The following is a 20,973-nucleotide window of genomic DNA, read 5'->3' on the forward strand; positions in this document are numbered from 1 at the left end:
CCCCCGCCCACCTCGGTGACGCTGACCGTGGGCTACGACGAGGCGGTGCGGCTGGGCGCCGCGTACGCGCGGAACCTGGACTACGAGGTGAAGCTGGTGACGGCGAAGCAGGATGAAGCGTCGTGGTGGCTCCACTACGCCGCGCCGGAGGGCCACCCGCCCCTGGAGCTGAGGGTGGACGGGCAGACGGCGCAGGTGGAACCCGTGCCGCCCCCGCCGTCTCCGGCGTCGCCCACGAAGTAGCTCACCGTGCGCCGAGGTGCCCCTCGGCGCGCCTGCCCGCTTCGCGTCTCCGAGCCTGGGCCCGGGCGTACGCGCGCACCGCGAGCTTGCGCAGCTCCAGCACGCTCACGGGGATGAGCCCCAGGGCGAAGGCGAGCGCGAGGTGGTCCCGGCCCAGCGGCGCGAGCGAGAAGAAGGCCGCGAGCACGGGCACCTGCTGGATGCCCAGCTGCAGCGCCACGGTGAGGGTGACCACCGCGAGCAGCGGCCGGTTGTTGAAGGGGCCCACCTCCCAGAAGAGCAGCCGCTCACTGCGCGCGGAGAAGGCCCGCAGCAGCTGGCAGAGCACCAGCACGGTGAAGGCCAGGGTGCGCGCCTCCACGAGCGACAGGTGCCGCAGGGCCCAGAGGAAGGTGCCCAGCGTGACGCACGCATCCACGAGGCTGGTGGCGAGCACCGCGCCCCACTCCCCCTTCCCCAGCATCGGCTGGTCCGGGCGGCGCGGCGGGCGCTGCATGACGTCCGTGGCCACGGGGTCCATCACCAGCGCGAGCGCCGGCAGCCCGTCCGTGACGAGGTTCACCCAGAGCAGGTGCAGGGGCAGCAGCGGCAGGGGCAGTCCCAGCAGCGACGCGCCCAGCATCAGCACCAGCTCCCCGCCGTTGCCGGCCAGCAGGTAGACCAGCGTCTTGCGGATGTTCTCGTAGATGCCGCGGCCTTCGCGCACGGCCGCCACGATGCTCGCGAAGTTGTCGTCCGTGAGGATGAGGTCGCTCGCCTCGCGCGTCACCTCGGCGCCGGTGCGCCCCATCGCGATGCCGATGTGCGCCTCGCGCAGGGCCGGCGCGTCGTTCACGCCGTCCCCCGTCATGGCGACGATCTCCCCGCGCTCCTTCCACCCGCGCACGATGCGCAGCTTGTCCTCCGCTGTCACCCGCGCGTGCACCGTGCCCTCCGGCGCTTCACCGTCGCGCAACAGGCCCAGCTCCTTCGCGATGGCGATGGCCGTGGCCGGGTGGTCTCCGGTGATCATCACCGTGCGCACTCCGGCCTCACGCGCCGCGCGCACGGCCTCCACCGCCTCCGGCCGGGGCGGATCCGCCAGCCCCACGAGCCCCAGCAGCGTGAGGTCCTTCTCGTCGGCGCCCCGTCCTTCCGCCACCGCCAGCACGCGCAGCGCGCGCCCCGCCAATGCGGCGTTGGCCTCCTTCACGCCCAGGGGCACGTCGCGGCAGAGCGGCAGGAGCGCCTCCAGCGCGCCCTTGACGTAGAGCACGCCGTCCGCCCGCAGGATGCTCATGCGCCGGCGGTCCGAATCGAAGGGCTGCTCGGCCCGGCGGGGTCGCTCGCGCTCGAGGTCCGCACGCTCGAAGCCCTGGGCCCGCGCGGCCAGCAGCAGGGCCAGCTCCGTGGGGTCTCCCGCGCCCGCCTTGCCCTGCGTCGGCAGCTCCGCGTCGCAGCAGCCCGCGGCGACCTCCAGCACGCGGCGCTCGGCCGCGGGGGGCCACACGTCACGCACCTCCATGATGCCCGCGGTGAGCGTGCCCGTCTTGTCGGTGCAGATGACCGTGGCCGCGCCCAGCGTCTCCACCGCCTGCATCTGGCGCACGAGCACGTGGACGCGCGCCATCCGCTGCACACCCACCGCGAGCGCGAGCGTCACCACCGTGGGCAGCCCCTCCGGCACCGCCGCGACCGCGAGCGCCACCGCCGCGAGCAGCAGCTCCAGCCACCCCTGCCCGCGCAGCAGGCCCAGCCCCGCCACCAGCACCGCCACCGCCACGCACACGACCAACAACATGCGGGTGACGCCCTCCAGTCGCTGTTGCAGCGGCGTCTCCGACTCCTCCGCCGACTGCACCAGGTGCGCGATGCGCCCCAATTCCGTGGCCATGCCCGTGCCCGTCACCTCCGCCACCGCCGTGCCGGCCGCCACCGAGGTCCCCATGAAGACGCGGTCCCGCCGCTCCGCCAGCGGCGTGCCTTCGGGCAGCGCCCCGACCTTCTTGTCCACCGGCGTGCTCTCCCCGGTGAGCGCCGCCTCCAGCGTGAGCAGGGCATGCGCGTCGAGCAGCCGCGCGTCCGCCGCCACCACGTCCCCCGCCTCGAGCACCAGCGCGTCCCCGGGCACCACCTCCGACGCCGGGATCATGGCGCTCGTCCCGTCGCGCAGCACCCGCGCGTTGGGCGCGGTGAGCGCGCGCAGGGCCAGCACCGCCCGGTCCGCGCGGTACTCCTGGAGGAAGCCCACCAGCGCGTTGAGCACCACGATGGTGGCGATGGCTACCGCGTCCGCCAGCTCGCCCAGCAGCCCCGCGATGACACACGCACCCAGCAGCAGCCACACCATGCCCGAACGGAACTGGCGGCCCAGGAAGGCCCACGCGGGCCGGGGCTGCTCGCGCGTCAGCGTGTTGGGCCCGCCCTCGCGCAACCGCCGGGCGGCCTCCTCCTGGCTCAAGCCCCAGCGCGGTCCCTGCAGGTCACTCACGGCGCTCGGCTCCATCGGCTCCACTCCTGTCGTGCCGCCGCCGCGAGTCAGGCCGCGCTGGGGTGCACGGCCCGGCCTCTTGCACGAGGGACGCCAGCGCCGGAGACCTCAGGCCGCGACGTTGTACGTGAGGGCCTGGAGGGTGCCTTCCACGTAGGTGAAAGCAGCGTCGGGCTCGTGCCATGTCCCGCTCACGGCGGTCGGGAAGCGGAGGCCGTCGTCGCGCCGGTACGCGCCGAAGTTCGCGGACCACGGCACCTTGCGCGGCGGGCGGCCGTCCTGCCAGCGGTCCTCCGTGTCGAAGCGGATGCACTCGTCGGCGTCGTAGGTGTCCCAGGCGCACGCGCATGTTGCCGTGGCCGTCCTGGTACTTGTCGCGCCCCTCGAAGGGAACGAGGCCCGCGAGCTTCGCCCGCATCAGCACGATGCGCACGGGCTCCGGGACGGAGTTGAACTGCTCGCACTCCAGCGCCATCCAGTCCGCGTCGCGAGAGCGCTTCAGGCGCAGCTGTTTCCAGTGGAGCCGCAGGTTGACGACCCGGGGCCTGCCCACGAACCCGCTGGCGTGGAAGTAGCGTTGGACGGGCTCCGGCAAGCCCGCGAGCTCCTCTCCGGTCAGCACTCCGGCCGGAGTCGCGGGGTGCTTCGCGAGCTCGTCCTGGACCTCTTGTTGGAAGGTGCGCTCAAGGCTCATCCCGTGCTCCCTTCCGCGAGGCCGTTCGGCACTGCGGGAGGACATGGCGTGCCCCCCTCAGGCCACGCCACGCCCCCCTCCGACCAGGTGCCCCGTGAGGAATGCAGCACGCGGCCCTGCTCGCCCTCATCGGAGGGCATGAATTGCGAACACCGTGCCACCCAAGGAGTGAACGGGACCGCGTGGAGCCCCGCGCAGGTTTTGCGCGAGGGCCGCCGGACGCCGCAGTCCTTGCGCGGCCAGGGCCAGGGCCCCCGCGATGACGTCCGGCACGCGACGTGAAGAGCACTCCAGGAAAGATGGGGCGCATCCCCACAGCCACCCGCCGGGAGCCGAGGTACGGCGCTCCCCTTCGTCTGGAGTCCGTCCATGACCATCGTCTGCGCAATCGATTTCTCCGAGGGGTCTCGCCAGGCCGCGACGGTGGCCGCCCGGCTCGCCGCCCGGCGTGAGCGCACCCTGTGGCTCGTGCACCAGGTGCATCCGGATCAGCTCATCGTCGCCGCCGAGCCCGTGCGCGAGGGCCTGCAGGCGCTGCTGCGCGAGGAGGCCTCACGCCTGAGCGGGCTTGGCGCGCGGGTGCAGGTGGCGCTCCTGGAGAACGGCTCGAAGCGGGCGCTCGCCGACTTCTGCGACGAGCACGAAGCGCGCCTGCTGGTGGTGGGCCCTCCGCGCGGGGAGGTCCCCTACCCTGGCGCGGGTGGCAGCCTGGACCGCATCGCCCAGACCACGGCGCTGCCGCTGCTGCGGGTGCGGGACGCGGCCCCCTTCCAGGACTGGCTTTCGGGCAAGCGGCCGCTGCGCGTGATGCTCGGCGTGGACCGCTCGCGGGGCACCCTGGCCGCCCGCCTGTGGCTGGAGGAGCTGGGCCTGTATGGCCCCATCGAGCTGCTCGCGGGCCACGTCTACTACGTCTACGAGCAGTGCCAGCGGCTGGGGCTGCCCGTGCCCGCCACGATGGATGACGCCAGCCCCCTGTTGCAGGACATGCTCTTGCACGAGGTGGCCACGCTCGCGGGCGCGAGCGTCGGCAACTCGCCGACGGTGCACCTGCGCCAGGGCGTGGGCCGCGCGGCAGACCACCTGGTGGACCTGGCGCAGGAGCGTGAGGCGGATGTGCTGGTGGTGGGCACGCACCACCACACGGCCCTGGGCAACCTCGCGTCGGTGGCGCACCACGCGCTGCGCCTCGCGCCCATGGCGGTGGTCGCGGTGCCGGCGCGCGACGCGGCCTCGCAAGGTGAAGCGCCGCTGCCCCAGGTGCGGCGGCTGCTGGTGGCCACGGACCTCTCCCCGCTCGCGGACGAAGCCATCCCGCTTGCCTTCGCCCTGGCCCCGGCGGGCTCCGAGGTGCACCTGGTGACGGTGGTGCCCGAGCCCACTTCACCGGAGCAGCACCGCGTCCTCCAGCGCCAGCTGCTGGAGCGCGTGCCGCGAGGGCTGGAGCAGCGCGAGGTCAGCACGCACGCGGAGGTGCTCATCGGCAGGGACGTGGCGCTCGCGCTCACCCAGGCAGCGGAGCGGCAGGACGCGGACCTCGTCTGCCTGGGCTCGCGCGGGCATGGCGGGCTGAAGGAGGCGCTGCTCGGGTCGGTGGCGCGGCAGGTGCTCGCCCAGAGCCGCCGCCCCGTGCTGGTGCTGCGTCCGCCCGCGCGCTGACGGGCCCCGTGCCTCAGCCCTCATCCACCGGGATGCGCTCCCAGGAGCGGGCATCGAAGATGGGAGGACGTCCCTTGCGCGCGAGCGACGGGATGTGAAGGTAGTCCGGCTCGGTCGCTAGCCCCTGGCGCTCCGCCATGCGCACCAGGCTGAGCCCTTCGACAGAGAAGCGTCCCTCCGTGACGAGGGCTTCGGGGGCAACGCTCCCGTTGTCTTCGGACTCCGCCCACGCATCGCTCCGCGCATCCAGGTACTGCTCCAGTGCCGCGTTGAAGGCATCTTCCCGGGCGTCCAGCAGTGCCTTGCAGACCTCCAGCCGGAAGTCCTCCGAGCCTTCGAGCGCCTTCTCATAGCGCTCGAGCAGCGCCTCCAGCGTGGAGCGCGAGGCCCCGAGACAGGCGTGCTGCATGCAGAACTCCACGAAGAGGAAATCCTCCTCGTACTCCTTTCCCCGGGCCCACGTCCGCCGGGAGCGTCGCGCGATCTCCTCCGCGCCCTGGAAGTCCTCCGCGGCGAAGGCATCAAAGAACGGCAAGGCCTTGCTCCCGAGCAGACCCGCTTCCGGTGCATGCGCGAGGAAGTGGGCGAAGGCGCGACCGCTCTGGTGAAGGTGGAAGCGGAGCGGCTCCGGTGAGCCGTCCAGGAAGAGCTTCCCGATGCCCGCGATGCGGAAGTTCTGGCAGAACACGAGGACCTGTCGCTGGGGGGCGCCAGCGAGGATGCGAGGAAAGAGCTCCCGGTTGTCTTCAAGGGCGTTCTGGACGTGAACGGGCAGGTAGACGGCGCTCATGGGTGCTTCCTCCGAATTGACAGACAGCCCACCTCACCGTGCTCGGAGCTGGAGATCACGAGCGCATGGGCCTGTGGGTTGTGGCCCCGTGAGAGGTCGTGCGCGGCCAGACATACTCCCAGCGCGCCACTCGCGGCCCCCACCTCTCCCACGCAGGTGCCAGGAATGTGAAGTCGTGCGGCCCCGAGCCGTGTCGCAAGGTGGGTGCGCACGCAGCCCCACTCATGGGCCCGCCACGGCTCGCCGTTGAGGTCGGAGTAGAGGTCGCCTTCAAAGGCAGACGGAGTGGCGGCGAGGACTTCCTGGATGCACCCGGCGAGCCCGCGGCCCATGTTCTGCCGACCCGAGCCGAAGTGGTCGGGCTCCCGGCCAGTGGCGACCTTGTCGATGAAGACGGCGGACTCCATCCCCCGGCGACGCGCGCTCGCTTCCGTCTCCACCAGCAGGCACACGCCGGCCTCTCCCGGCATCAACCCCACGGGATGGTCCTCGCTCTTCAGCCGGGATTGACTGGCGAGTTGCTGGAGCAACAGCTCGTCGAGATAGGAGTCCACCGCGACCAGCAACACGCGCTCCAGGCCGCGTGAAGCCATCCACTGCATGCCGTGCTGGAGCCCCGCGGCGGTGCCCGCGTGACCGAGGGGCATGAGCGCCACGTTCGGTTCGGCGATGGCCAGCCCGAGCGCACGGTGGAGTGGCTGGAGGTAGCCCTCCCGCATCTGCTCCAGGGCCCCTCCCGGCTCCGACAGGAAGACCTCATCGTCCGCGGGCGGCGTCACGACGACGAGCCCCGTCTTCTGCCAGAAGGCGCCCGTCGCGCCCGACATGCCGGGATGGGAAAGCCCATCCTCCACGGCGCCTCGCGCCAGCCGCAGCCACCGCCCGAGGAGCTGGAAGCCGTCCGTGTAGCCGTGGATGGGGTGGCCCGTCACGGGGATGTCCTCCTGGGACTCCTCGTCCACCACCCGGAACTCCCGAAGCTTCCGGGGCCGCGCGATGCCGGCGCGAATCGCGGCACAAGCGGTGTCCACCGAATGCCCGACGCTCGTCACCGCACCGGCGGCTGTCAGCACCAGCTCCACGGGGTCTTCCCTCCTCCCAGACGTTCCCGTCCTCAGGCGGTCATCAGGCTGTCGAAGCCACGGGGTATCGGATCCAGCCGCGGCGCAGTCACAGCCTGGAGCTGTCGCAGTTGGTGGGAGGCTCGCGCCGTGGTCGCCACCTGGAAGGCGCCCCGGGAGCGCACGGCCAGGTCCAAGGCCCAGACGGGACGCAGGTACGTGGGCGCGCGGGCCAGCTCGGAGAGCACGGCCGAGGGAGTCCAGGCCGCGCCCCGGACGAAGCGTCCTCGCTCATCGAAGCGCTCCTTCGCCTTCCGCCACCAGGCCGCGACGGAGGCGACCTGCACCCGGCCCGCCGCTGCTGGAACACGCCAGGCGCCCTCTTGCTCTCCGGTTCCCTCGGAACCCGGGTCCGCCGGAGGAGCCTCGCCGTCCTCCTCCTCCGCGAGCAGGTGCTCCGCGACGTCGAGTCCGGTGAGGGTGGCGAGCGATTCGGCCGCCAGCCGAAGGCCCTTGTCCTGCAGCAGCACGTCCATCAGCGCCTCGGCCGCGACCTTGCGCCCACTGAAGCCCAGGGCCCACACCGCGTCCGCCCGGAGTCGTGGCGCATCCAAGGCCTGGATGAGCTGCTTCACGTCCGCGGGCTCTCCGCCCAGCGCCAGCGCCACCCTGGCCAGGCGGCCTTCCTCGCCCGCCGCTCCCGCCAGCCGCCGGCACGCCCGCCAGGGCCCGCGAAGCCCCAGGATGAGTCCTGTCTCCAGGGCCGCGCAGCGCACGGAGGCATCGCCATGTTCCAGTCCCTGCCGCGCGAGTTCCTCCGCGACCGGCCGCGCGGCGAAGCGCGCCGAGTGCAGCGAGGCCACCCACAGCGCCGGAATGGAGTCGGCCCCGAGCGAGCGTGGGAGGACCCGGCCCGGGTCTGCCTGCCGCGCGGCCAGCACCTCCAGCAACGCCGTCTGGGCGTCCGGCCCTACCCGCTCCACCTGGGAGAGGAGCACGGCGTCCAGCCCGCTCCGGTCGCTGAGCCCGAGTGCACGTCGGATTTCAGGACGGACCTCCTCCGGCCCCTCTGTCAGGCCGCGCAGCAGCAGCGCCAGCGGCGCCTCCCCTCGGGACCCGAGGAGCGCGAGCGCCACGGGCCCCACCAGCCCCGCGTCTTCGCCTTCCAGGGCGGGCAGGAGCAGGCGCGTGGCGACGGGCATGCCTCCGATGACGAGCCCCTCCACGTGCGCGAACAGGCGCGCCTCGTCGCCCTCGGCAACGTCCTCGAGCGAATCCTCCCAGGACGCGAGGCCGCGCTCCCGCTGACGCCAGAAGAACGCGGCCTCATCCAGGTGCTCTTGGATGACATCCCAGAGGATGCGTCCGGGGTGTCGAGCCCCGTCGAAGCCTTCACGAAGAGGGATGAGGGGAGTGGACATGGCCCGGGTCATGCCTCGTCGCTGAACGGCAACTCCGTCACGAAGACATTGGTGAAGTCACCTTGGCTGATCTCCTTGGCCAACTCGTAGCCCAGCACATAGGTGCTTGAGTCCTTGTCGACGCGGAAGATTGGCGGAGCCGCCTTCATCTTCTTCCGGTCGAGCACATGCTCGAGCACGTCCGAGATGCGCTCGGGATTCTCCCGCCCGCGCCGGAGGGTGCTCGCCTCGAAGTCCAGGCAATCGAAGGTGCCCAGCGGATTGATGATGAAGTAGTCCCGGCCGTGGGCGCGCTTGCGATGGTCGTACACCGTGAAGGGCAGGTACTCCACCTGCTCGTCGCCAGCGTGCTTCTGGATGAGATCCTTCAGGTCCTTGTGGACGATGAGCATGTTTCGCGTATTGCCGAGCAGCGAGGACAGCTGGATTCCGAGGTTCTCCTTGTCCATGTCGATGCGGGCATCCTTGGGAAGGAGGTCGCCCACGCGCTCGCCGTCGCCCACGCGCCACGCGTCCATCTCGATGCCCTTGATGAAACGGCCCAGCACGCACAGGTCAGGGTCGTCCTGATCACCCAGCGTATCCAGCATGAAGAACCGCATCTTCCCCGTGCTCGCGGTGCGCTTGCCCATTAGTCGATAGCCTTGATGTTTTTCTTCATCGCCTTAGCGGTCTTCGTTGCTGCCTTGACAGCCTTGTCGAAGTGGCTGCCCGGGATTTCATCCAGGGCATCGCCTTTCATGTCACCCGAGGCCATCAACCTTCCTGCGGAGACGAGCTTCTCATAAAGCTCTTCCGACAACCCTTCGATGTCCGACTTGCACGCATTGTAGTCCGCGGGCGGCCCCTCGTGGTTCTGCACCGCCTTCTGTACCGGGCGGAGGTATTTATCCAACCTGACGCGCACGTGGTTGCTGTAGGCCCTGTGCGAGCGGTGCTCCGCCGTGAGCCGGTGACGGGGCAGCTTCAAGGCCCGCGCGACGCTCCGGTCCATGGGCAGTAGGATGATGTTGAGCTTGTGATTGAGGTTGTACTTCTCCTTGAGCAGCCCGCTGCGGACCTTCTTCACGTACACCACCTGCAAGGGCTTGCCGTCGCCCACATTGGCGATGCAGGCCTTGAGCACGTTGTTGGGCACGATGTGGTGCGCCTCGTGCCAGAAGGGCACGTTGCAGCTGGTCCGGAAGTTCTTCCCCTCTTCCGTGAGGTCCCAGGCCTTGTTCTCCCCGTTGGGGGCCGGGACCCGCCGCGTGCCACTCCGGGCGCGAAGCGCCATCGCGAAGGTCTTCTGATGGCTCAAGGACTCATAGGCGGGCCAGTTGTAGGTCGCCTTCTCTTCCAGCGCCTTCTTGAAGCCCTGCCAGCGGTGGTTGCACGAGACCGCCTTCAGCACGCCCTTGCCATTCTGCTCGCGGCTGCCGTCATGCCGGTTGAGACAGGCGCCACCCTCCGTGGAACCCTTGATCGCCTTGTGCTTGACCGTGAGGTTCTTCTCGTCCCAGTCGTGCTGATCCTTCGACATGATGCGCTCCTGGGTTGACGTGCCGTCAGTTGATCTGGACCTTGCCACCCTTGATCTTGTGCACCTCGTCCGCCTCGGTCCGGATGTTGATGCCGCGCAGGAGCACCTGTCCGTTGCGCTGCAGCGTGAGGCTGGCCTTGCCACAGCGGAGCACGACCTCGTCGCGCCCCTCGATGACGACCCGTTTCCCGTCGACGTGGGCCTCCGTGGGCGTTCCCTGGAGCGGTGGGTCCAGCACGGCATCCAGCAGCGGCGTCTCGCTGGGCGCGTGGATGAGGCCCACCAGGAGGGGCAGGCGGGGGTCGCCCTTCTCGAAGAGCAGGATGGCGCCCTGCCGCGCCCGGGCCGCGCGGGTGAGCGCTTCGCGGTCCAGCGGAACCGAGCTGCGCGCGGGAAGGGGCCCGTGAGGATTGCCAGGATGGTCCACGAGCGCCTCGCCGCCGGAGGTGGAGCCCGTCACCCAGCCCACCCGGGGCCCCAGGATGCGCTCAGCCAGTTCCTCGGGCGGGGGCATGCGCTTGCGACGGGGGCCTGGGGCGTCCATGTGTGTTCCTTCCGTCGCCCGTTGTGCCTACCGCGGCTTGCCGCATTCGTCGCAGACGACCTTGGAGCTGCCCCCAATGGCAATCACCGGAGGCTGGATGACGGGAAAGGGCGGGGTGTTCTTGTCATTGTGGAGCATCAGGTCCAAGGCGCGAGCCACGTTCTTCCCCTCGAACTGCACATCGAAGGAGTAGTTGACGAACTCGGCCTTGCCCTTCGTCTTCCCCGAGGCCACACCCCCGCCAGCGGTGCCGGCCTCGTCCCCCGTACTCGTGCTGAAGTTCGAATCCTTCACGCAGACCGGGTTGCCCTCGACCAACACCTTCCGGGTCCCCTTCGCCGTGTCCGAGGACTTCGCGATGTTGGGATAGGGAATTGGGAGGGGGCCGGCCGGACCGGGCGTCTTGCACACGTCGGGAAAGGCGACGGTGACGCCGTTGCTATCCCGGGTGACGACCGACAGCTTGTTCACACCCACGGTGTTCGCCATTCTTCACCCCCCGTCCGTGAAGAATATCCTCTCAATCGGCGGAACTCAAATGGCCCTCAGCCCGCCGCCGGGCGATGCCACGCCCGGAGCGAGTGGATGAGGCCGCACGCCTCCATCACACGGAGGCTCCCCCAGCCCAGGTCCAGTTCGTGCGCGCGCATCCCCATCCGCGCCGAGCCCGGGTACACGTGGTGGTTGTTGTGGAAGCCCTCGCCAAACGACAGCACGCCCAGAAGCCAGACATTCGTGCCGCTCTCGGTCGCCCCCGGGAGCGCCTGCAGCTGCTCACCCCAGACGTGCGCGGCGTAGCCGACGAACCAATGTCCCAGGATGCCTCCCGCGGTCCGGGCGCAAATACAGACAGCCACCGCGTCAGCACCGCCCAGCGCGAACACCACCGCCGCCAGCCCCAACACGTGGAGGGGCCAGGTGCGCTCCAGGAACTGGAGCCAGCGGTCCTCGAAGAGGCCCGGCGGCAGCCGCGAGAGGGCGCGCTCATCCGCCGCGTCGAACCGGCAGTGCAGGTTCCACAGGAAGTCGCGGGCCAGCGAGTGCCGGTAGGCGAAGTACGGCGGACAATCGAGCTGGTTCTGCCAGTGGTCGCGCACGGCGTGCAGCCGCGCCCATGAGAGCGGCCCCCCCAGGCCACTCAGCACGAAGAGGTAGATGAGCCCTCCGCGCACCACCGGGTTCGCCTCATAGGCCCGGTGGATGTAGCCGCGATGAAGCCCCACCGAGTGCCCGAGGCAGAGCGTCAGGAACGCCATCACCAGGGACACGGTGAGCGTCACCGGTGTCACGGAAGGGATTCCGAAGAGGACGCCAGGCAGCAGCATGGCCCACAGCCAGAGACTCTTGAACACATCGAAGCGCACCTGCCCGACTTCGGGCGGCACCGGTGCGGGTGCTGTCTTTCGCGACATGATGAGACGCCCCCAATCCCCACGGCCACGTGCGCTTGCTAACCGGCCCACCAGGCCTTCGCTGCCGTGGCACCGGCGTCACCGTGAGGCGCGCTACTGCGACCCAACATCGTCCGGGGTCCGCGGCGTCAGCGAGAGGAGCCAGAGCCCCCGGACCAGGAAAAGCGGACGGAAATGGCCTAGGTTCGGCCCCCATGAGCTTCGCCGACAAGCTGCGCACCTGGATGCCCCTGCACGAGAACGGTGTCAGCCGCGCCGTGCACTTCCTGGGGGCCTACCTCTTCACCTTCGCCCTGCTCGTGCCCCTGTCGTGGGTGCGCCTGCCGGTGCCCGGCGTGGCCCTCACCGCCGCGCACCTGTTGGTCCTCGCGGTGGTCCTCTACGCCGTGACGCTGGAGTGGACGGCGGGGCTGCTGATGGCGCTGCCGCTCGTGCCCACGCTCCTGGCCGCCGAGGCGGTGGCGCGGCTGCCCACCGGCACCGCGGTGGGCGTGGCGGTGGGCGTGATGGTGGTGCGCTTCGCGCTGGTGGTGGGCGCACACGTCGTCTTCGAGAAGAAGACCCACGGCCTGTCCCTGGGCGGCCCGCTGCTCTTCTTCATCGAGCCCGTGTACCTCCTCACGCTCGTGCTCTTCGGCCTGGGCCTCAAGCGCGACCTGCACGCGCGGGTGACCTCCGGAAGCCCCGGAGCGGTCGCCGTCCGCTGACGCCCTGCCCTGATAGGGATTGAGTGCGCACGCGAGAACCCGTTAGTTAAGCCTCGCATGGACACGCCCCTGCTCCTTCGAGCCCCCTGGACGGGCCTCTTCGCCCGTCACGCCACCACGATGTGGCGCGCGCTCACCCTGCTTTCCCTCGCACTGCTGGCGGCCATTCCGCTGTCGGGCGTGACGCCGCTGGGGACGTTGCAGCCGGGCTACACCGACCATGTGCGCCATCCCTACGTGGTCTGGGTGGGGATGAACCGGGGCGTCGAGGCCCTGTACACGACGTCGCTCGGTGAGCTGCGGGAAGGCCTCGCCTACCGGCAGGCCCTCGATCACTGGCTGGACGTGCCGTATGTGTATCCCCCCGGCACCCTGGTGCTCTTCCTGCCCCTGACGCTCGTGGGGCAGTGGGTGCCCATGTCGCCGCAGGCCTTCGGGCAGGTGTGTCTGCTGTACCTGCTCTTCTGCGCGCACGTGGCCCTCTACGCCGTGCTGCGACTGTTGGACGGACTGCCCGCCGGGGGCCGCTGGGCCGTGGGAGCCCTCTGCTGGCTCGTGCTGATGCGGCTGGCGCTCAACGGGCAATACGACGGCGCGTGGATCGTCTGCGGCGTGCTAGCGCTGGGGGCGCTGGCGAAGGAGCGCCCCGTCACGGCGCTGCGCTGGGTGGCGCTCGCGGCGCTGCTGCACTACCGCGCGCTCATCCTCGTGGCGGTGGGCGTGGTGGCGCTGACACAGGCGGTGCGCGGACGGACGGTGCGCGAGTGGCCGTGGGCCACGCTGCTCGGGGTGGCCGCGGTGGGCGTCGTGTGCGTGCGCACCTTCCTGTGGATGGCGCCGCTGGCGGCTCGGACGGATGCCGCGACGCCGTCCATCCTGGGGGAGCCCCGGACGGTGGCGCTGGTGCTGGGCTTGAGCGTGACGGCCGTCGTGCTCGCGTGGCGGGGCGCGGGGGGCTTCGTGGCCGCGTCGGTGGGGCTGGGGACCGTGCTGGCCTTCATCGACACGCGCCACTGGTGGCACGCCTCCGCGCTGCTGCTGGTCCCGCTCGCGGTGGGCGTGCTACGGCCGGCGCGATGGCCCACCGCCGTGCGCCTGGGGCTCGTGGTCTGGGCGGGGCTGCTCGAGGTCGTGGTCTGGCACGGCAGCCCGCTCTGGCTCTTCCGCGACATCAACCGCTTCCTGCGGATGGTCTGACGGACGCGCCCCGTCACGTCCCTGGACAGGAGGCGAGCCAGGGAGGGTGGCGCATCGCGAGGGGCCGCCGCACGTTTGAATGGATGGCGCAGCCCGCCACGGACGGGAGGAACCCATGGCTGCGAAGACGACCCGCGACAAGACCCGGGGCCACACCACGCCGGGAAGGAAGCCTGCCACCCCCTCGCGCACACCGAAGCCGCACCGGTGGTCGAAGGAGGTGACGGAGCACAGCAACGCGATGACGCTGGAGGACAAGGTCTTCACCAAGTCCCCGAAGGAGCTCGCCCGCTCGGTGAAGCGGTCCGCCGAGAAGAGCCACCGACGCAAGACCACGCCGTTCCAGGCGGCCATGTCGATGCTGACATTCTATGGCAACCGCGCCGGGCGGAACCTTCCAGCGGAGCGCCAACGCACGCTCATGGAGGCCAAGGAGGAGCTGCGCAAGCTCTACCACCGCCCCTCCAAGGCGACCTGAGCGGCGGCAGGCAGGAGGGGGAGCCCTGGCAGGTCGGCCGGGACTCTCAGCTTCGGAGAAACAAGCAACTCCCGGGAAGGTCCCCGCGATAACTCCTCGCAAAGGACCTGCCATGACCAAGATCAATGCCCCGACGGGATTCATCTCCACGCTCAAGTCCGCGCTGAAGAGCGCCAGCACCGAAGGCAAGGCGGTGGGCGCACCCGCCGTGAAGAAGGCGCTCCAGGGCGCTGACGCCGGGAAGCTGGACTCGAAGCAGAAGGCGCAGATCCGCGATGCCTTCGAGCAGGTGAAGCTGACCCCGAAGGCGCGGGAGATCGCGGACCGCTTCGTGAAGGGCGACAAGAAGCCTCACCACGGGCACGGGCACGTCCATCACGGGCACCACACGCACCCCACGGATCCCGGCCTCCACAAGATCAAGTCCGACGACCCCATCAAGGGCCAGGGCCCGAGCACCAACCCCGGCATCCACAAGATCAGGTCCGACGACCCCATCAAGGGCCAGGCCGGCGGCCCCGGCATCATGAAGATCAAGTCCGACGACCCCATCAAGTCCGGGGGCCCCGGCATCGTGAAGATCAAGTCCGACGACCCCATCAAGTCCGGGGGCCCGGGCACCAGCATCCAGATCCCCGACGACATCGTGAAGATCGTCTCCGACGACCCCATCCGCGGCGACGGCCCCGGGACCGGCATCAAGGTGCCCGACGTCATCGTGAAGATCATCTCCGACGACCCCATCCGCGGCGACGGCCCGGGGACCGGCATCAAGGTGCCGGACGTCATCGTGAAGATCGTCTCCGACGACCCCATCAAGGGCCAGGACCCCGGCACGGGCACGGGCATCCAGATCCCCGACGACGGCGTCATCGTGAAGATCATCTCCGACGACCCCCTCCGTGGCCCGCAGCAGCCGGAGCTCAAGCCGCTGGACCAGCGCGTGGTGAAGGTCCGGATGGACGTCCCCACCTAGTCAGCACGCTGGCGAAGTCACGGTCCCCATGGCGCCCTCGAAGAAGAAGGTCGTGGTCATCGGCTCGCGTTCGGATGACGCCACCCGCTTCGTCGCTGAAGCGGTGGAGCGAAGGCGCGCGCGAGCCATCGTCGTGGAAACGGACCGGGTGCCCGACTCCGCCACCCTGAGCTGGGAGGACGGCGAGGTGCGCTGGGACGGTGAATGTCTCAGCGACCTGCGCTCGTTCTACATCAAGGCCATCCGCCTCTCGCTCCCGGTCCCCGAGGCCGAAGCCCTGTCCGCGCGCAACTTCCCGCGCTGGCAGGAGCAGTACCTCGCGGAGCGGGAGCGCCAGTCGTTCCTCCACTCGGTGCTGCGCTCGCTCAACCGGCGCGGGTGTTCGTTCATCAACCCGCTGGAGGCGGTGGAGCTGCACTACCTGAAGCTGCACCAGCTGGCCCTGCTGCGGCGGCACAAGATTCCCGTGCCCGCGAGCCTGGGCACCGCCACCCCGGACGCGGTGCGGGAGTTCGTCGCCCGCCACGGCGCCGTCATCTACAAGCCGCTGGGCGGCGGGGCGCTCGTGCAGAAGGTGGGCGAGGCGGACCTCACCGATGAGCGGCTGCAGCTCGTGGCCAACTGCCCGGTGCTCTTCCAGGAGCAGATCGTTGGCGACGAGTTCCGCGCCTACGTGCTCGACGGCGAGCCCGTGGCGGCCTTCCGCATCCCCACCGAGGGCGTGGTGGACGCGCGGCAGAACCTGGACAAGGTGACGCCCGGCCGCCTGCCGAAGGAGGCCTGGGAGCTGTGCATCCGCGGCGCGAAGGCGCTGGGCATGGTCTTCACGGCGGTGGACCTGCGCCGGACGAAAGAGGGCGCCTTCGTGGCCCTTGAATTCAACCCCACTCCCGCCATCTCCTTCTTCGATGATCCGCGCGACGGAAAAGTCATCACCCGACTCGCCAGCTACCTCGTCGCCAAGGCCTGAGCGCCCCAGCGGCTTCTTCGTCGCGGACTTCGCCGACAGCGTCTTCGGCCCCGTCCGCGCACGGACGCCGAACGCGTTCCCGCCTTCCGCGAGCCGGTGGACCGGCCTTGCGTCCGCCTCCAGCACGCTGCACGACGCCATCCGCCACGAGTTCGCGTCGGGGGGCCGGGTGCCGCATGTCTGCCTTCAGCAGGCGCTCCTCCCCGAGCGCGCCGAGGCCATGCACCAGGCGCTGCGCGAGGCCCGCTTCCAGCGCCACCACCACGGCCCCTACCCGCTGCACATCGCGCCGTTGGATGTGCAGCAGCCCTCCGTGCTGACGGAGTTCTGCGCGTGGCTCAAGACGGACGACGGCGCGGCCTACCACGCGAAGCTCGTGGGCTGGCCCCACGCCCTGGAGACCCGCCAGGTCCAGGTGTCGCGCATGGAGGTGGGCGAGCACTTCCCGGAGCACCTGGACACGGAAGAGGACGGGCTCGCGGTCGTCTACAACTTCACGCGCCCGTGGGAGGACCGCTTCGGCGGCGTGCTCGCCTTCGCGCATCCTGACGGCGACCGGGACCTGATGCGCGTGCCACCCCTCTTCAACTCGGTGTTCCTCTTCCGCGCCGTGGGAGCGCGCCACCGCGTGACCGAGTGGACGGCCGCGGCGCAGGGCCACCAGCGCTACTCCATCACCGCGTTCATCCTCGCCAGGCGTTAGGGTTTGCGCCATGAGCAAGACGCCTTCGCGCGGACTGTCCCAGGCAGGGCTCGCCGTCTTGACCGCCACCCTGCGCGGCCCTGTCGAGCGCGGCGAGGTGCCCGGCCTCGTCGCCGTGGTGAGCCGGGGAGACGCGGTGCACGCGGACGTGCTGGGTGTGCAGGACCTCCAGTCCGGCGTGCCCATGCAGCACGACTCGCTCTTCCGCCTCGCGTCCGCGGCCAAGCCCATCACCGCCGTGGCGGCGCTGATGCTGGTGGAGGACGGGACGCTCCAGCTCGATGCGCCGGTGGACCGGTGGCTGCCGGAGCTGGCGGACCGCCGCGTCCTGAAGTCACTCGACAGCCCGCTCGACGACACCGTTCCCGCGCGAAGGCCCATCACGCTCCGCGACCTGCTGACGCTCCGGTGGGGACTCGGCGCCATCATGGCGCGGCCGGGCACCTGCCCCGTCCAGCGGGCGATGGAGGAGGCGCGGATCGCCCCCAGCTTCGCGGCGATTCCGCACGCGCCCGACGAGTTCATGCGGCGGCTGGGTGCGCTGCCGCTCGTCCATCAGCCCGGCGAACGGTGGCTGTACCACACAGGCTACGAGGTCCTGGGCGTGCTCGTCGCGCGCGCCTCGGGCCAGGGGTTCGGGGACTTCCTCCGCGAGCGCCTCTTCGCGCCGCTGGGCATGCACGACACGGCGTTCAGCGTGCCAGCGCAGAAGCTCCACCGGATGGTGACCCTCTACGAGGCCGCGCCCGAGACCGGCATGCTCAAGGTCGCGGAGCCCGTGACGGACCCATGGTCGCGACCTCCCCTCTTCGAGTCGGGGGGAGGCCAGGGTGGCGGCCTGCTGTCGACCGCCGATGACCTGCTCGCCTTCGGCCGGATGCTGTTGAACGCGGGCCGCCACGGCGCGCGCCAGCTGCTGTCACCTCAGAGCCTCCAGGAGATGCTGACCGACCAGCTCACGCCCGCCCAGAAGGCCGCCTCGCCCTTCTCTCCGGGCTTCTGGGACGCATCCGGCTGGGGCTTCGGTGGGAGCGTGACGACACGGCCGGATGGCATCTCCCCGACGGCCGGGCGCTATGGCTGGGGAGGGAGCACGGGCACCACCTTCTTCATCGATCCCCAGCAGGACCTGACGGCGATCCTGTTGACGCAGCGGCTGATGGGAGGCCCCTCCGACTCGGCCCGCGCGGTGGCGTTCTCGAAAGCGGCGTACGCATCACTGGACGGCTGAGGCGCTCCCGCTGGAAGGCAGGTGCCGCTGGGCGGCGGCGTCCAGGTTGGCGAGCCCCTTCTCGAAGTCCTTGCCGATGAACGTGTCCATGTTCGCGACGAGCGACATGGCCTTGCCCACGAGCGTGTTGGGGCCCTCCATGCTCCAGCTCACCCGCGTGCCGCCCGCCTCGGGCTCGAGCGCGAAGAAGGTCTGGCTCGTGGCGGCGAACGGCTTGAAGAACTCCAGCTTGAGGGCGACGCGCTTCCCGGGCTGGCTCTCCTCGATGGTCATGCGCCCGTCGCCGGCCTTGCCTCCGACCCAGGTGTAGCGGGCCCCCGGCCCCGTGGCGGGTCCCTCGAAGGTCTTGCTCAGGCCGGGCGCGAGTTCGAAGCGGTACGGCGTCCACACGTCGTACTCGCGCAGGTCGTTGATCAACGCGAAGACGACGTCCGGGGGCGCCTGGACGTGCGCGTTGCGTTCGACGCGGAAGCGCTCCGGGCGGGTGGCGATGAAGGCGCCCAGCGCGGTGACGAGGAGGAAGGCGGCGACTGCGAGCTTGACGGCCATGGGGACGGCTCCTGTTCTGAAGTGGCTTCAGCTCCACGTCGAACGAGGGGCCGCGAATTCGACAGGGCATTTCCCGCCGCCACGTCGTCCCGCCAGGCGCCCGGAAACAGCGGCCTCTACTTCCCCGCGGGAGCAAGGCCCGCGAGCCGCGCCTTCTCCAGCTTCGCGGCGACGCCCACGCTGCGCCCCGCGAGGTTCGCGACGACGTACTGCACGGAGCTGCCCAGCACCTGGGCGCTCTCCGACAGGGTGAGCCCGTAGTCCTGCTCCAGCCACTGCGCCATCCCGGCGGTCGCGGACCGCAGCGCATCATCCAGCGAGCCCCCCTGCCCCAGCGCCATCAGGTGCGTGGGGGACTCCACCCGGGGCGTCGAGGGCGGCGGCTTGCCGTGCACGACGTCCACTGTGAACTCGACGTCCATGGAGGTCTCCAGCGCGTACTGCGACGTCTCACCGTCGCCCTGCGCGGCATGCGCGTCGCCCAGGTAGAGCAGCGCGCCGGGCTGCGACACGGGCAGGAAGACGGTGTTGCCCTCCACCACCTCGTTGAAGTCCATGTTGCCGCCGGAGCGGCCCGTGTCGCCGGTGGAGAGCGACGCGGCCCCGAACCCGGGCGCCACCGCGAGGCCGCCCAGCATGGGGCGCAGCGGGACGGTGAACGACTTCAAGCGCTCCGTGGGCATCTCCGGGCTCGCGACGCCGCGCTCCAGGTCCAGCTTCCAGCGCACGGGCTTGCCCAGCTCCGTCGCCTTCGCGGCGAGGCCCGGGTTGAGGGCCCGCCCCACGATGCTGTCCAGGCTGTCCGCGAACGTCCTGTTCAGCCGCACCCGCTTGAGCCGAACCACCAGCGTGTCGCCCGGGTTCGCGGTGGCGATGAAGAAGGGCCCCGTCTGGGGATTGCCAAACAGCGCACGCGTGATGCCCTGCGAGTCCATGCCGCCGGAGTCGAGCGTCGTGGTCCGCACCGTGTCGCCCGGCCAGACGGTGAGCACCGGCTTGCGGTGGGCGGAGAACTCGTTGGACCAGGTGGTGGGCGTGAACGCGTGAACGCGCGGAGGGCCCGCGGGGCGCGGAGGCAGCCGCCAGGCCGTGAAGGCATGCGGCACCCGCGTCTGGGGGTTGTTGCTGTCCGGGTAGTCCGCGGTGCCTCGCAGCGACTCCCCGTTCACCTTGCCGCTGAAGGCATACGTCTGCTTGCGCGTGTCGGTGACGACGAAGCGGAGGTCATTGCCCACGCGCTCCCCTGACAGCGGGTCACCGTCGAGCTCGCCCTTGAGCTGCTTGCCGGTGCGCTCCAGCGAGAGGAGCTGGTAGGCGGGGTTGCCCCAGAGGTCGGTCGTCACCACCCACTGCTCCGTCGCCGGGGCCTGGGCGAACAGCAGGGGCGGAGCGCAACAGAGGAGCAGGACGAGCAGTCGGTTCATGGCGGAGCGCATTGTAGGGGAGCCCATCTAGAACGTTAGGATGCCGCCGCGAAATCGCGTGTGCGTCGCAGGAGAACCCCATGGCGTCCCCCCAGCCCATCCCCCGACTCGTGCTCTGCGAGACGGGTGACCCCGGAGTCCCCGGCCTCGAAAGCTATTCGTCCTACTGCGTGAAGGCGCACCGGGGACTGAAGTTCCTGGGCCTGCCCTACGAGCGGCGCTTCGGCATCCCGGCGAGCTTCAAGAAGTACAACCCCACCGGGCAGGTGCCGGTGCTGCTGGTGGCGGACGAGGCCGTGTCGGGCTCCTCCGACATCCTCCGTCGCATCCAACAGCTCGCGGGCCGCACGTTCCACGAGACGGACGACCCGAAGCTCGCCGCGGAGGCCCACATCTGGGAGGAGTACGCGGACACCGCCGTCAACGGCTTCCTCGTCGCCGCGCGCTGGGCGGATGAGCGCAACTGGCCCCGCGTGCGCGCCGCCTTCTTCCGTCCCCTGCCCCCGCTCATTCGGCCCGTCATCGCACTCGGCTTCCGTCGGAAGCTCGTGTCCTCGCTGATGGCGCGCGACGTGTGGCGCGCGGGTGAGGCCACCTGCTGGCGCAAGTGGCAGGAGCAGCTGGACGCGCTGGAGCTGCGCTCGCCCACCGACGGCTTCTGGCTGGGCCGCTTCACCGTGGCGGACATCGCCCTGTTCAGCCACCTGCACAGCTTCCGGCAGGAGGAGACGCCGTGGCAGCGCGACCAGGTGGCCGCGCGTCCCCGCCTGTCCGCCTGGCTGAACCGCGTGGACGCCCACACCCGGCAGAAGGCCCCGGCCGACGACGTGCCCCGCGCCGTGGCCGGGTAGCAAGTCAGCGCAGCCGCTCGCGAGGGGAGCCGTCAGCGCAGCCGCTGGCCGAAGGCGCGCAGCCGCTCGCG

The 20,973-nt window shown here is 70.5% G+C and carries 21 protein-coding genes and 2 pseudogenes; 10 read left to right on the forward strand and 13 right to left on the reverse strand.

Annotated elements, in window-relative coordinates; all coding sequences use genetic code 11:
- Positions 1-243 (forward strand): hypothetical protein (locus tag D7V97_RS44615; RefSeq protein ID WP_199728786.1); only part of this gene is annotated, 243 nt, incomplete at its 5' end.
- A 1-nt stretch (position 244) separates the two neighbouring features.
- On the opposite strand, the gene D7V97_RS12625 is transcribed toward D7V97_RS44615, so the two are convergent.
- From D7V97_RS12625 to D7V97_RS46780, 3 genes and pseudogenes are all read right to left on the reverse strand, one after another.
- Complete coding sequence (locus tag D7V97_RS12625; RefSeq protein ID WP_199728787.1) at positions 245-2,713, reverse strand: cation-translocating P-type ATPase; 2,469 nt, start codon at positions 2,711-2,713, stop codon at positions 245-247.
- A 108-nt stretch (positions 2,714-2,821) separates the two neighbouring features.
- Positions 2,822-3,025, reverse strand: a pseudogene (locus D7V97_RS44620) (DUF6544 family protein); the annotation flags it as partial.
- Between the two features lie 76 nt (positions 3,026-3,101).
- Positions 3,102-3,452: pseudogene (locus D7V97_RS46780) on the reverse strand (DUF6544 family protein); the annotation flags it as partial.
- A gap of 324 nt (positions 3,453-3,776) precedes the next feature.
- Between D7V97_RS46780 and D7V97_RS12635 the strand changes: the two are divergent.
- Positions 3,777-5,066, forward strand: coding sequence for a universal stress protein (locus D7V97_RS12635; protein ID WP_120610871.1), 1,290 nt, complete (start codon positions 3,777-3,779; stop codon positions 5,064-5,066).
- 13 nt (positions 5,067-5,079) lie between these two features.
- Here the strand turns inward: D7V97_RS12635 and D7V97_RS12640 are convergent, their stop codons facing one another.
- Genes D7V97_RS12640 through D7V97_RS12675 form a run of 8 tightly spaced genes read right to left on the reverse strand, consistent with a single transcriptional unit; the run spans position 5,080 to position 11,816 of the window.
- Positions 5,080-5,856: an Imm49 family immunity protein gene (locus D7V97_RS12640; protein ID WP_120610872.1), complete on the reverse strand. Its 777-nt coding sequence runs from the start codon at positions 5,854-5,856 to the stop codon at positions 5,080-5,082.
- Positions 5,853-6,938 carry a hypothetical protein gene (locus D7V97_RS12645; protein ID WP_120610873.1) on the reverse strand — a complete coding sequence of 362 codons (1,086 nt, stop codon included), beginning with the start codon at positions 6,936-6,938 and terminating at the stop codon, positions 5,853-5,855. Before D7V97_RS12645 ends, D7V97_RS12640 begins: the two co-directional genes overlap by 4 nt.
- A gap of 32 nt (positions 6,939-6,970) precedes the next feature.
- Complete coding sequence (locus D7V97_RS12650) at positions 6,971-8,338, reverse strand: TIGR02270 family protein (RefSeq protein ID WP_158623351.1); 1,368 nt, start codon at positions 8,336-8,338, stop codon at positions 6,971-6,973.
- A gap of 8 nt (positions 8,339-8,346) precedes the next feature.
- Positions 8,347-8,970, reverse strand: a complete 624-nt coding sequence (locus D7V97_RS12655) for a DUF1629 domain-containing protein (RefSeq protein ID WP_120610875.1) — start codon at positions 8,968-8,970, stop codon at positions 8,347-8,349.
- A complete protein-coding gene (locus D7V97_RS12660; protein ID WP_120610876.1) occupies positions 8,970-9,860 on the reverse strand; it encodes an AHH domain-containing protein in 891 nt (296 codons plus the stop codon). The genes D7V97_RS12655 and D7V97_RS12660 overlap by 1 nt, the downstream gene beginning before the upstream one ends.
- 25 nt (positions 9,861-9,885) lie before the next feature.
- On the reverse strand, positions 9,886-10,404 hold the full coding sequence (locus D7V97_RS12665) for a DUF6484 domain-containing protein (protein ID WP_233582724.1): 519 nt from the start codon (positions 10,402-10,404) through the stop codon (positions 9,886-9,888).
- Positions 10,405-10,431: 27 nt separating this feature from the next.
- Positions 10,432-10,893 carry a DUF4150 domain-containing protein gene (locus D7V97_RS12670; RefSeq protein WP_120610877.1) on the reverse strand — a complete coding sequence of 154 codons (462 nt, stop codon included), beginning with the start codon at positions 10,891-10,893 and terminating at the stop codon, positions 10,432-10,434.
- 56 nt (positions 10,894-10,949) lie between these two features.
- The gene (locus D7V97_RS12675) at positions 10,950-11,816 is read right to left on the reverse strand and encodes an acyl-CoA desaturase (protein WP_120610878.1); all 867 of its coding nucleotides are present in this window, start codon (positions 11,814-11,816) and stop codon (positions 10,950-10,952) included.
- Between the two features lie 194 nt (positions 11,817-12,010).
- Between D7V97_RS12675 and D7V97_RS12680 the strand changes: the two genes are divergently transcribed.
- The 7 genes from D7V97_RS12680 (at position 12,011) to D7V97_RS12710 (ending at position 18,078) form a co-directional block, all read left to right on the forward strand.
- Positions 12,011-12,523: an Mpo1-like protein gene (locus D7V97_RS12680; protein ID WP_120610879.1), complete on the forward strand. Its 513-nt coding sequence runs from the start codon at positions 12,011-12,013 to the stop codon at positions 12,521-12,523.
- 57 nt (positions 12,524-12,580) lie between these two features.
- Complete coding sequence (locus D7V97_RS12685) at positions 12,581-13,720, forward strand: hypothetical protein (protein WP_120610880.1); 1,140 nt, start codon at positions 12,581-12,583, stop codon at positions 13,718-13,720.
- A gap of 115 nt (positions 13,721-13,835) precedes the next feature.
- Positions 13,836-14,198: a DUF3175 domain-containing protein gene (locus tag D7V97_RS12690; protein WP_120610881.1), complete on the forward strand. Its 363-nt coding sequence runs from the start codon at positions 13,836-13,838 to the stop codon at positions 14,196-14,198.
- Positions 14,199-14,310: 112 nt separating this feature from the next.
- On the forward strand, positions 14,311-15,174 hold the full coding sequence (locus D7V97_RS12695; RefSeq protein WP_120610882.1) for a hypothetical protein: 864 nt from the start codon (positions 14,311-14,313) through the stop codon (positions 15,172-15,174).
- 28 nt (positions 15,175-15,202) lie between these two features.
- A complete protein-coding gene (locus tag D7V97_RS12700) occupies positions 15,203-16,144 on the forward strand; it encodes a RimK family alpha-L-glutamate ligase (RefSeq protein ID WP_120610883.1) in 942 nt (313 codons plus the stop codon).
- A gap of 169 nt (positions 16,145-16,313) precedes the next feature.
- Positions 16,314-16,847 carry a 2OG-Fe(II) oxygenase gene (locus D7V97_RS12705; protein WP_233582726.1) on the forward strand — a complete coding sequence of 178 codons (534 nt, stop codon included), beginning with the start codon at positions 16,314-16,316 and terminating at the stop codon, positions 16,845-16,847.
- Between the two features lie 10 nt (positions 16,848-16,857).
- Complete coding sequence (locus D7V97_RS12710) at positions 16,858-18,078, forward strand: serine hydrolase (protein WP_120610885.1); 1,221 nt, start codon at positions 16,858-16,860, stop codon at positions 18,076-18,078.
- Here D7V97_RS12710 and D7V97_RS12715 read toward each other — a convergent pair.
- On the reverse strand, positions 18,064-18,627 hold the full coding sequence (locus tag D7V97_RS12715) for an SRPBCC family protein (protein ID WP_120610886.1): 564 nt from the start codon (positions 18,625-18,627) through the stop codon (positions 18,064-18,066). The genes D7V97_RS12710 and D7V97_RS12715 overlap by 15 nt on opposite strands.
- Before the next feature lie 116 nt (positions 18,628-18,743).
- The gene (locus tag D7V97_RS12720; protein ID WP_120610896.1) at positions 18,744-20,051 is read right to left on the reverse strand and encodes an acetamidase/formamidase family protein; all 1,308 of its coding nucleotides are present in this window, start codon (positions 20,049-20,051) and stop codon (positions 18,744-18,746) included.
- Positions 20,052-20,131: 80 nt separating this feature from the next.
- Between D7V97_RS12720 and D7V97_RS12725 the strand changes: the two genes are divergently transcribed.
- Positions 20,132-20,902, forward strand: a complete 771-nt coding sequence (locus tag D7V97_RS12725; RefSeq protein WP_120610887.1) for a glutathione S-transferase family protein — start codon at positions 20,132-20,134, stop codon at positions 20,900-20,902.
- The last annotated feature ends 71 nt before the right edge of the window (positions 20,903-20,973 follow it).

The sequence above is a fragment of the Corallococcus sp. CA053C genome, from assembly GCF_003611675.1.
GTDB lineage: Bacteria > Myxococcota > Myxococcia > Myxococcales > Myxococcaceae > Corallococcus.

What these genes read in the sequence shown, in the direction of transcription:
- D7V97_RS12635 (WP_120610871.1), top strand. Translation starts at nt 3,777, where the DNA reads ATGACCATCGTCTGCGCAATCGATTTCTCCGAGGGGTCTCGCCAGGCC.
- D7V97_RS12640 (WP_120610872.1), bottom strand. Translation starts at nt 5,856, where the DNA reads ATGAGCGCCGTCTACCTGCCCGTTCACGTCCAGAACGCCCTTGAAGAC.
- D7V97_RS12650 (WP_158623351.1), bottom strand. Translation starts at nt 8,338, where the DNA reads ATGTCCACTCCCCTCATCCCTCTTCGTGAAGGCTTCGACGGGGCTCGA.
- D7V97_RS12655 (WP_120610875.1), bottom strand. Translation starts at nt 8,970, where the DNA reads ATGGGCAAGCGCACCGCGAGCACGGGGAAGATGCGGTTCTTCATGCTG.
- D7V97_RS12660 (WP_120610876.1), bottom strand. Translation starts at nt 9,860, where the DNA reads ATGTCGAAGGATCAGCACGACTGGGACGAGAAGAACCTCACGGTCAAG.
- D7V97_RS12665 (WP_233582724.1), bottom strand. Translation starts at nt 10,404, where the DNA reads ATGGACGCCCCAGGCCCCCGTCGCAAGCGCATGCCCCCGCCCGAGGAA.
- D7V97_RS12670 (WP_120610877.1), bottom strand. Translation starts at nt 10,893, where the DNA reads ATGGCGAACACCGTGGGTGTGAACAAGCTGTCGGTCGTCACCCGGGAT.
- D7V97_RS12675 (WP_120610878.1), bottom strand. Translation starts at nt 11,816, where the DNA reads ATGTCGCGAAAGACAGCACCCGCACCGGTGCCGCCCGAAGTCGGGCAG.
- D7V97_RS12680 (WP_120610879.1), top strand. Translation starts at nt 12,011, where the DNA reads ATGAGCTTCGCCGACAAGCTGCGCACCTGGATGCCCCTGCACGAGAAC.
- D7V97_RS12685 (WP_120610880.1), top strand. Translation starts at nt 12,581, where the DNA reads ATGGACACGCCCCTGCTCCTTCGAGCCCCCTGGACGGGCCTCTTCGCC.
- D7V97_RS12690 (WP_120610881.1), top strand. Translation starts at nt 13,836, where the DNA reads ATGGCTGCGAAGACGACCCGCGACAAGACCCGGGGCCACACCACGCCG.
- D7V97_RS12695 (WP_120610882.1), top strand. Translation starts at nt 14,311, where the DNA reads ATGACCAAGATCAATGCCCCGACGGGATTCATCTCCACGCTCAAGTCC.
- D7V97_RS12700 (WP_120610883.1), top strand. Translation starts at nt 15,203, where the DNA reads ATGGCGCCCTCGAAGAAGAAGGTCGTGGTCATCGGCTCGCGTTCGGAT.
- D7V97_RS12710 (WP_120610885.1), top strand. Translation starts at nt 16,858, where the DNA reads ATGAGCAAGACGCCTTCGCGCGGACTGTCCCAGGCAGGGCTCGCCGTC.
- D7V97_RS12715 (WP_120610886.1), bottom strand. Translation starts at nt 18,627, where the DNA reads ATGGCCGTCAAGCTCGCAGTCGCCGCCTTCCTCCTCGTCACCGCGCTG.
- D7V97_RS12720 (WP_120610896.1), bottom strand. Translation starts at nt 20,051, where the DNA reads ATGAACCGACTGCTCGTCCTGCTCCTCTGTTGCGCTCCGCCCCTGCTG.
- D7V97_RS12725 (WP_120610887.1), top strand. Translation starts at nt 20,132, where the DNA reads ATGGCGTCCCCCCAGCCCATCCCCCGACTCGTGCTCTGCGAGACGGGT.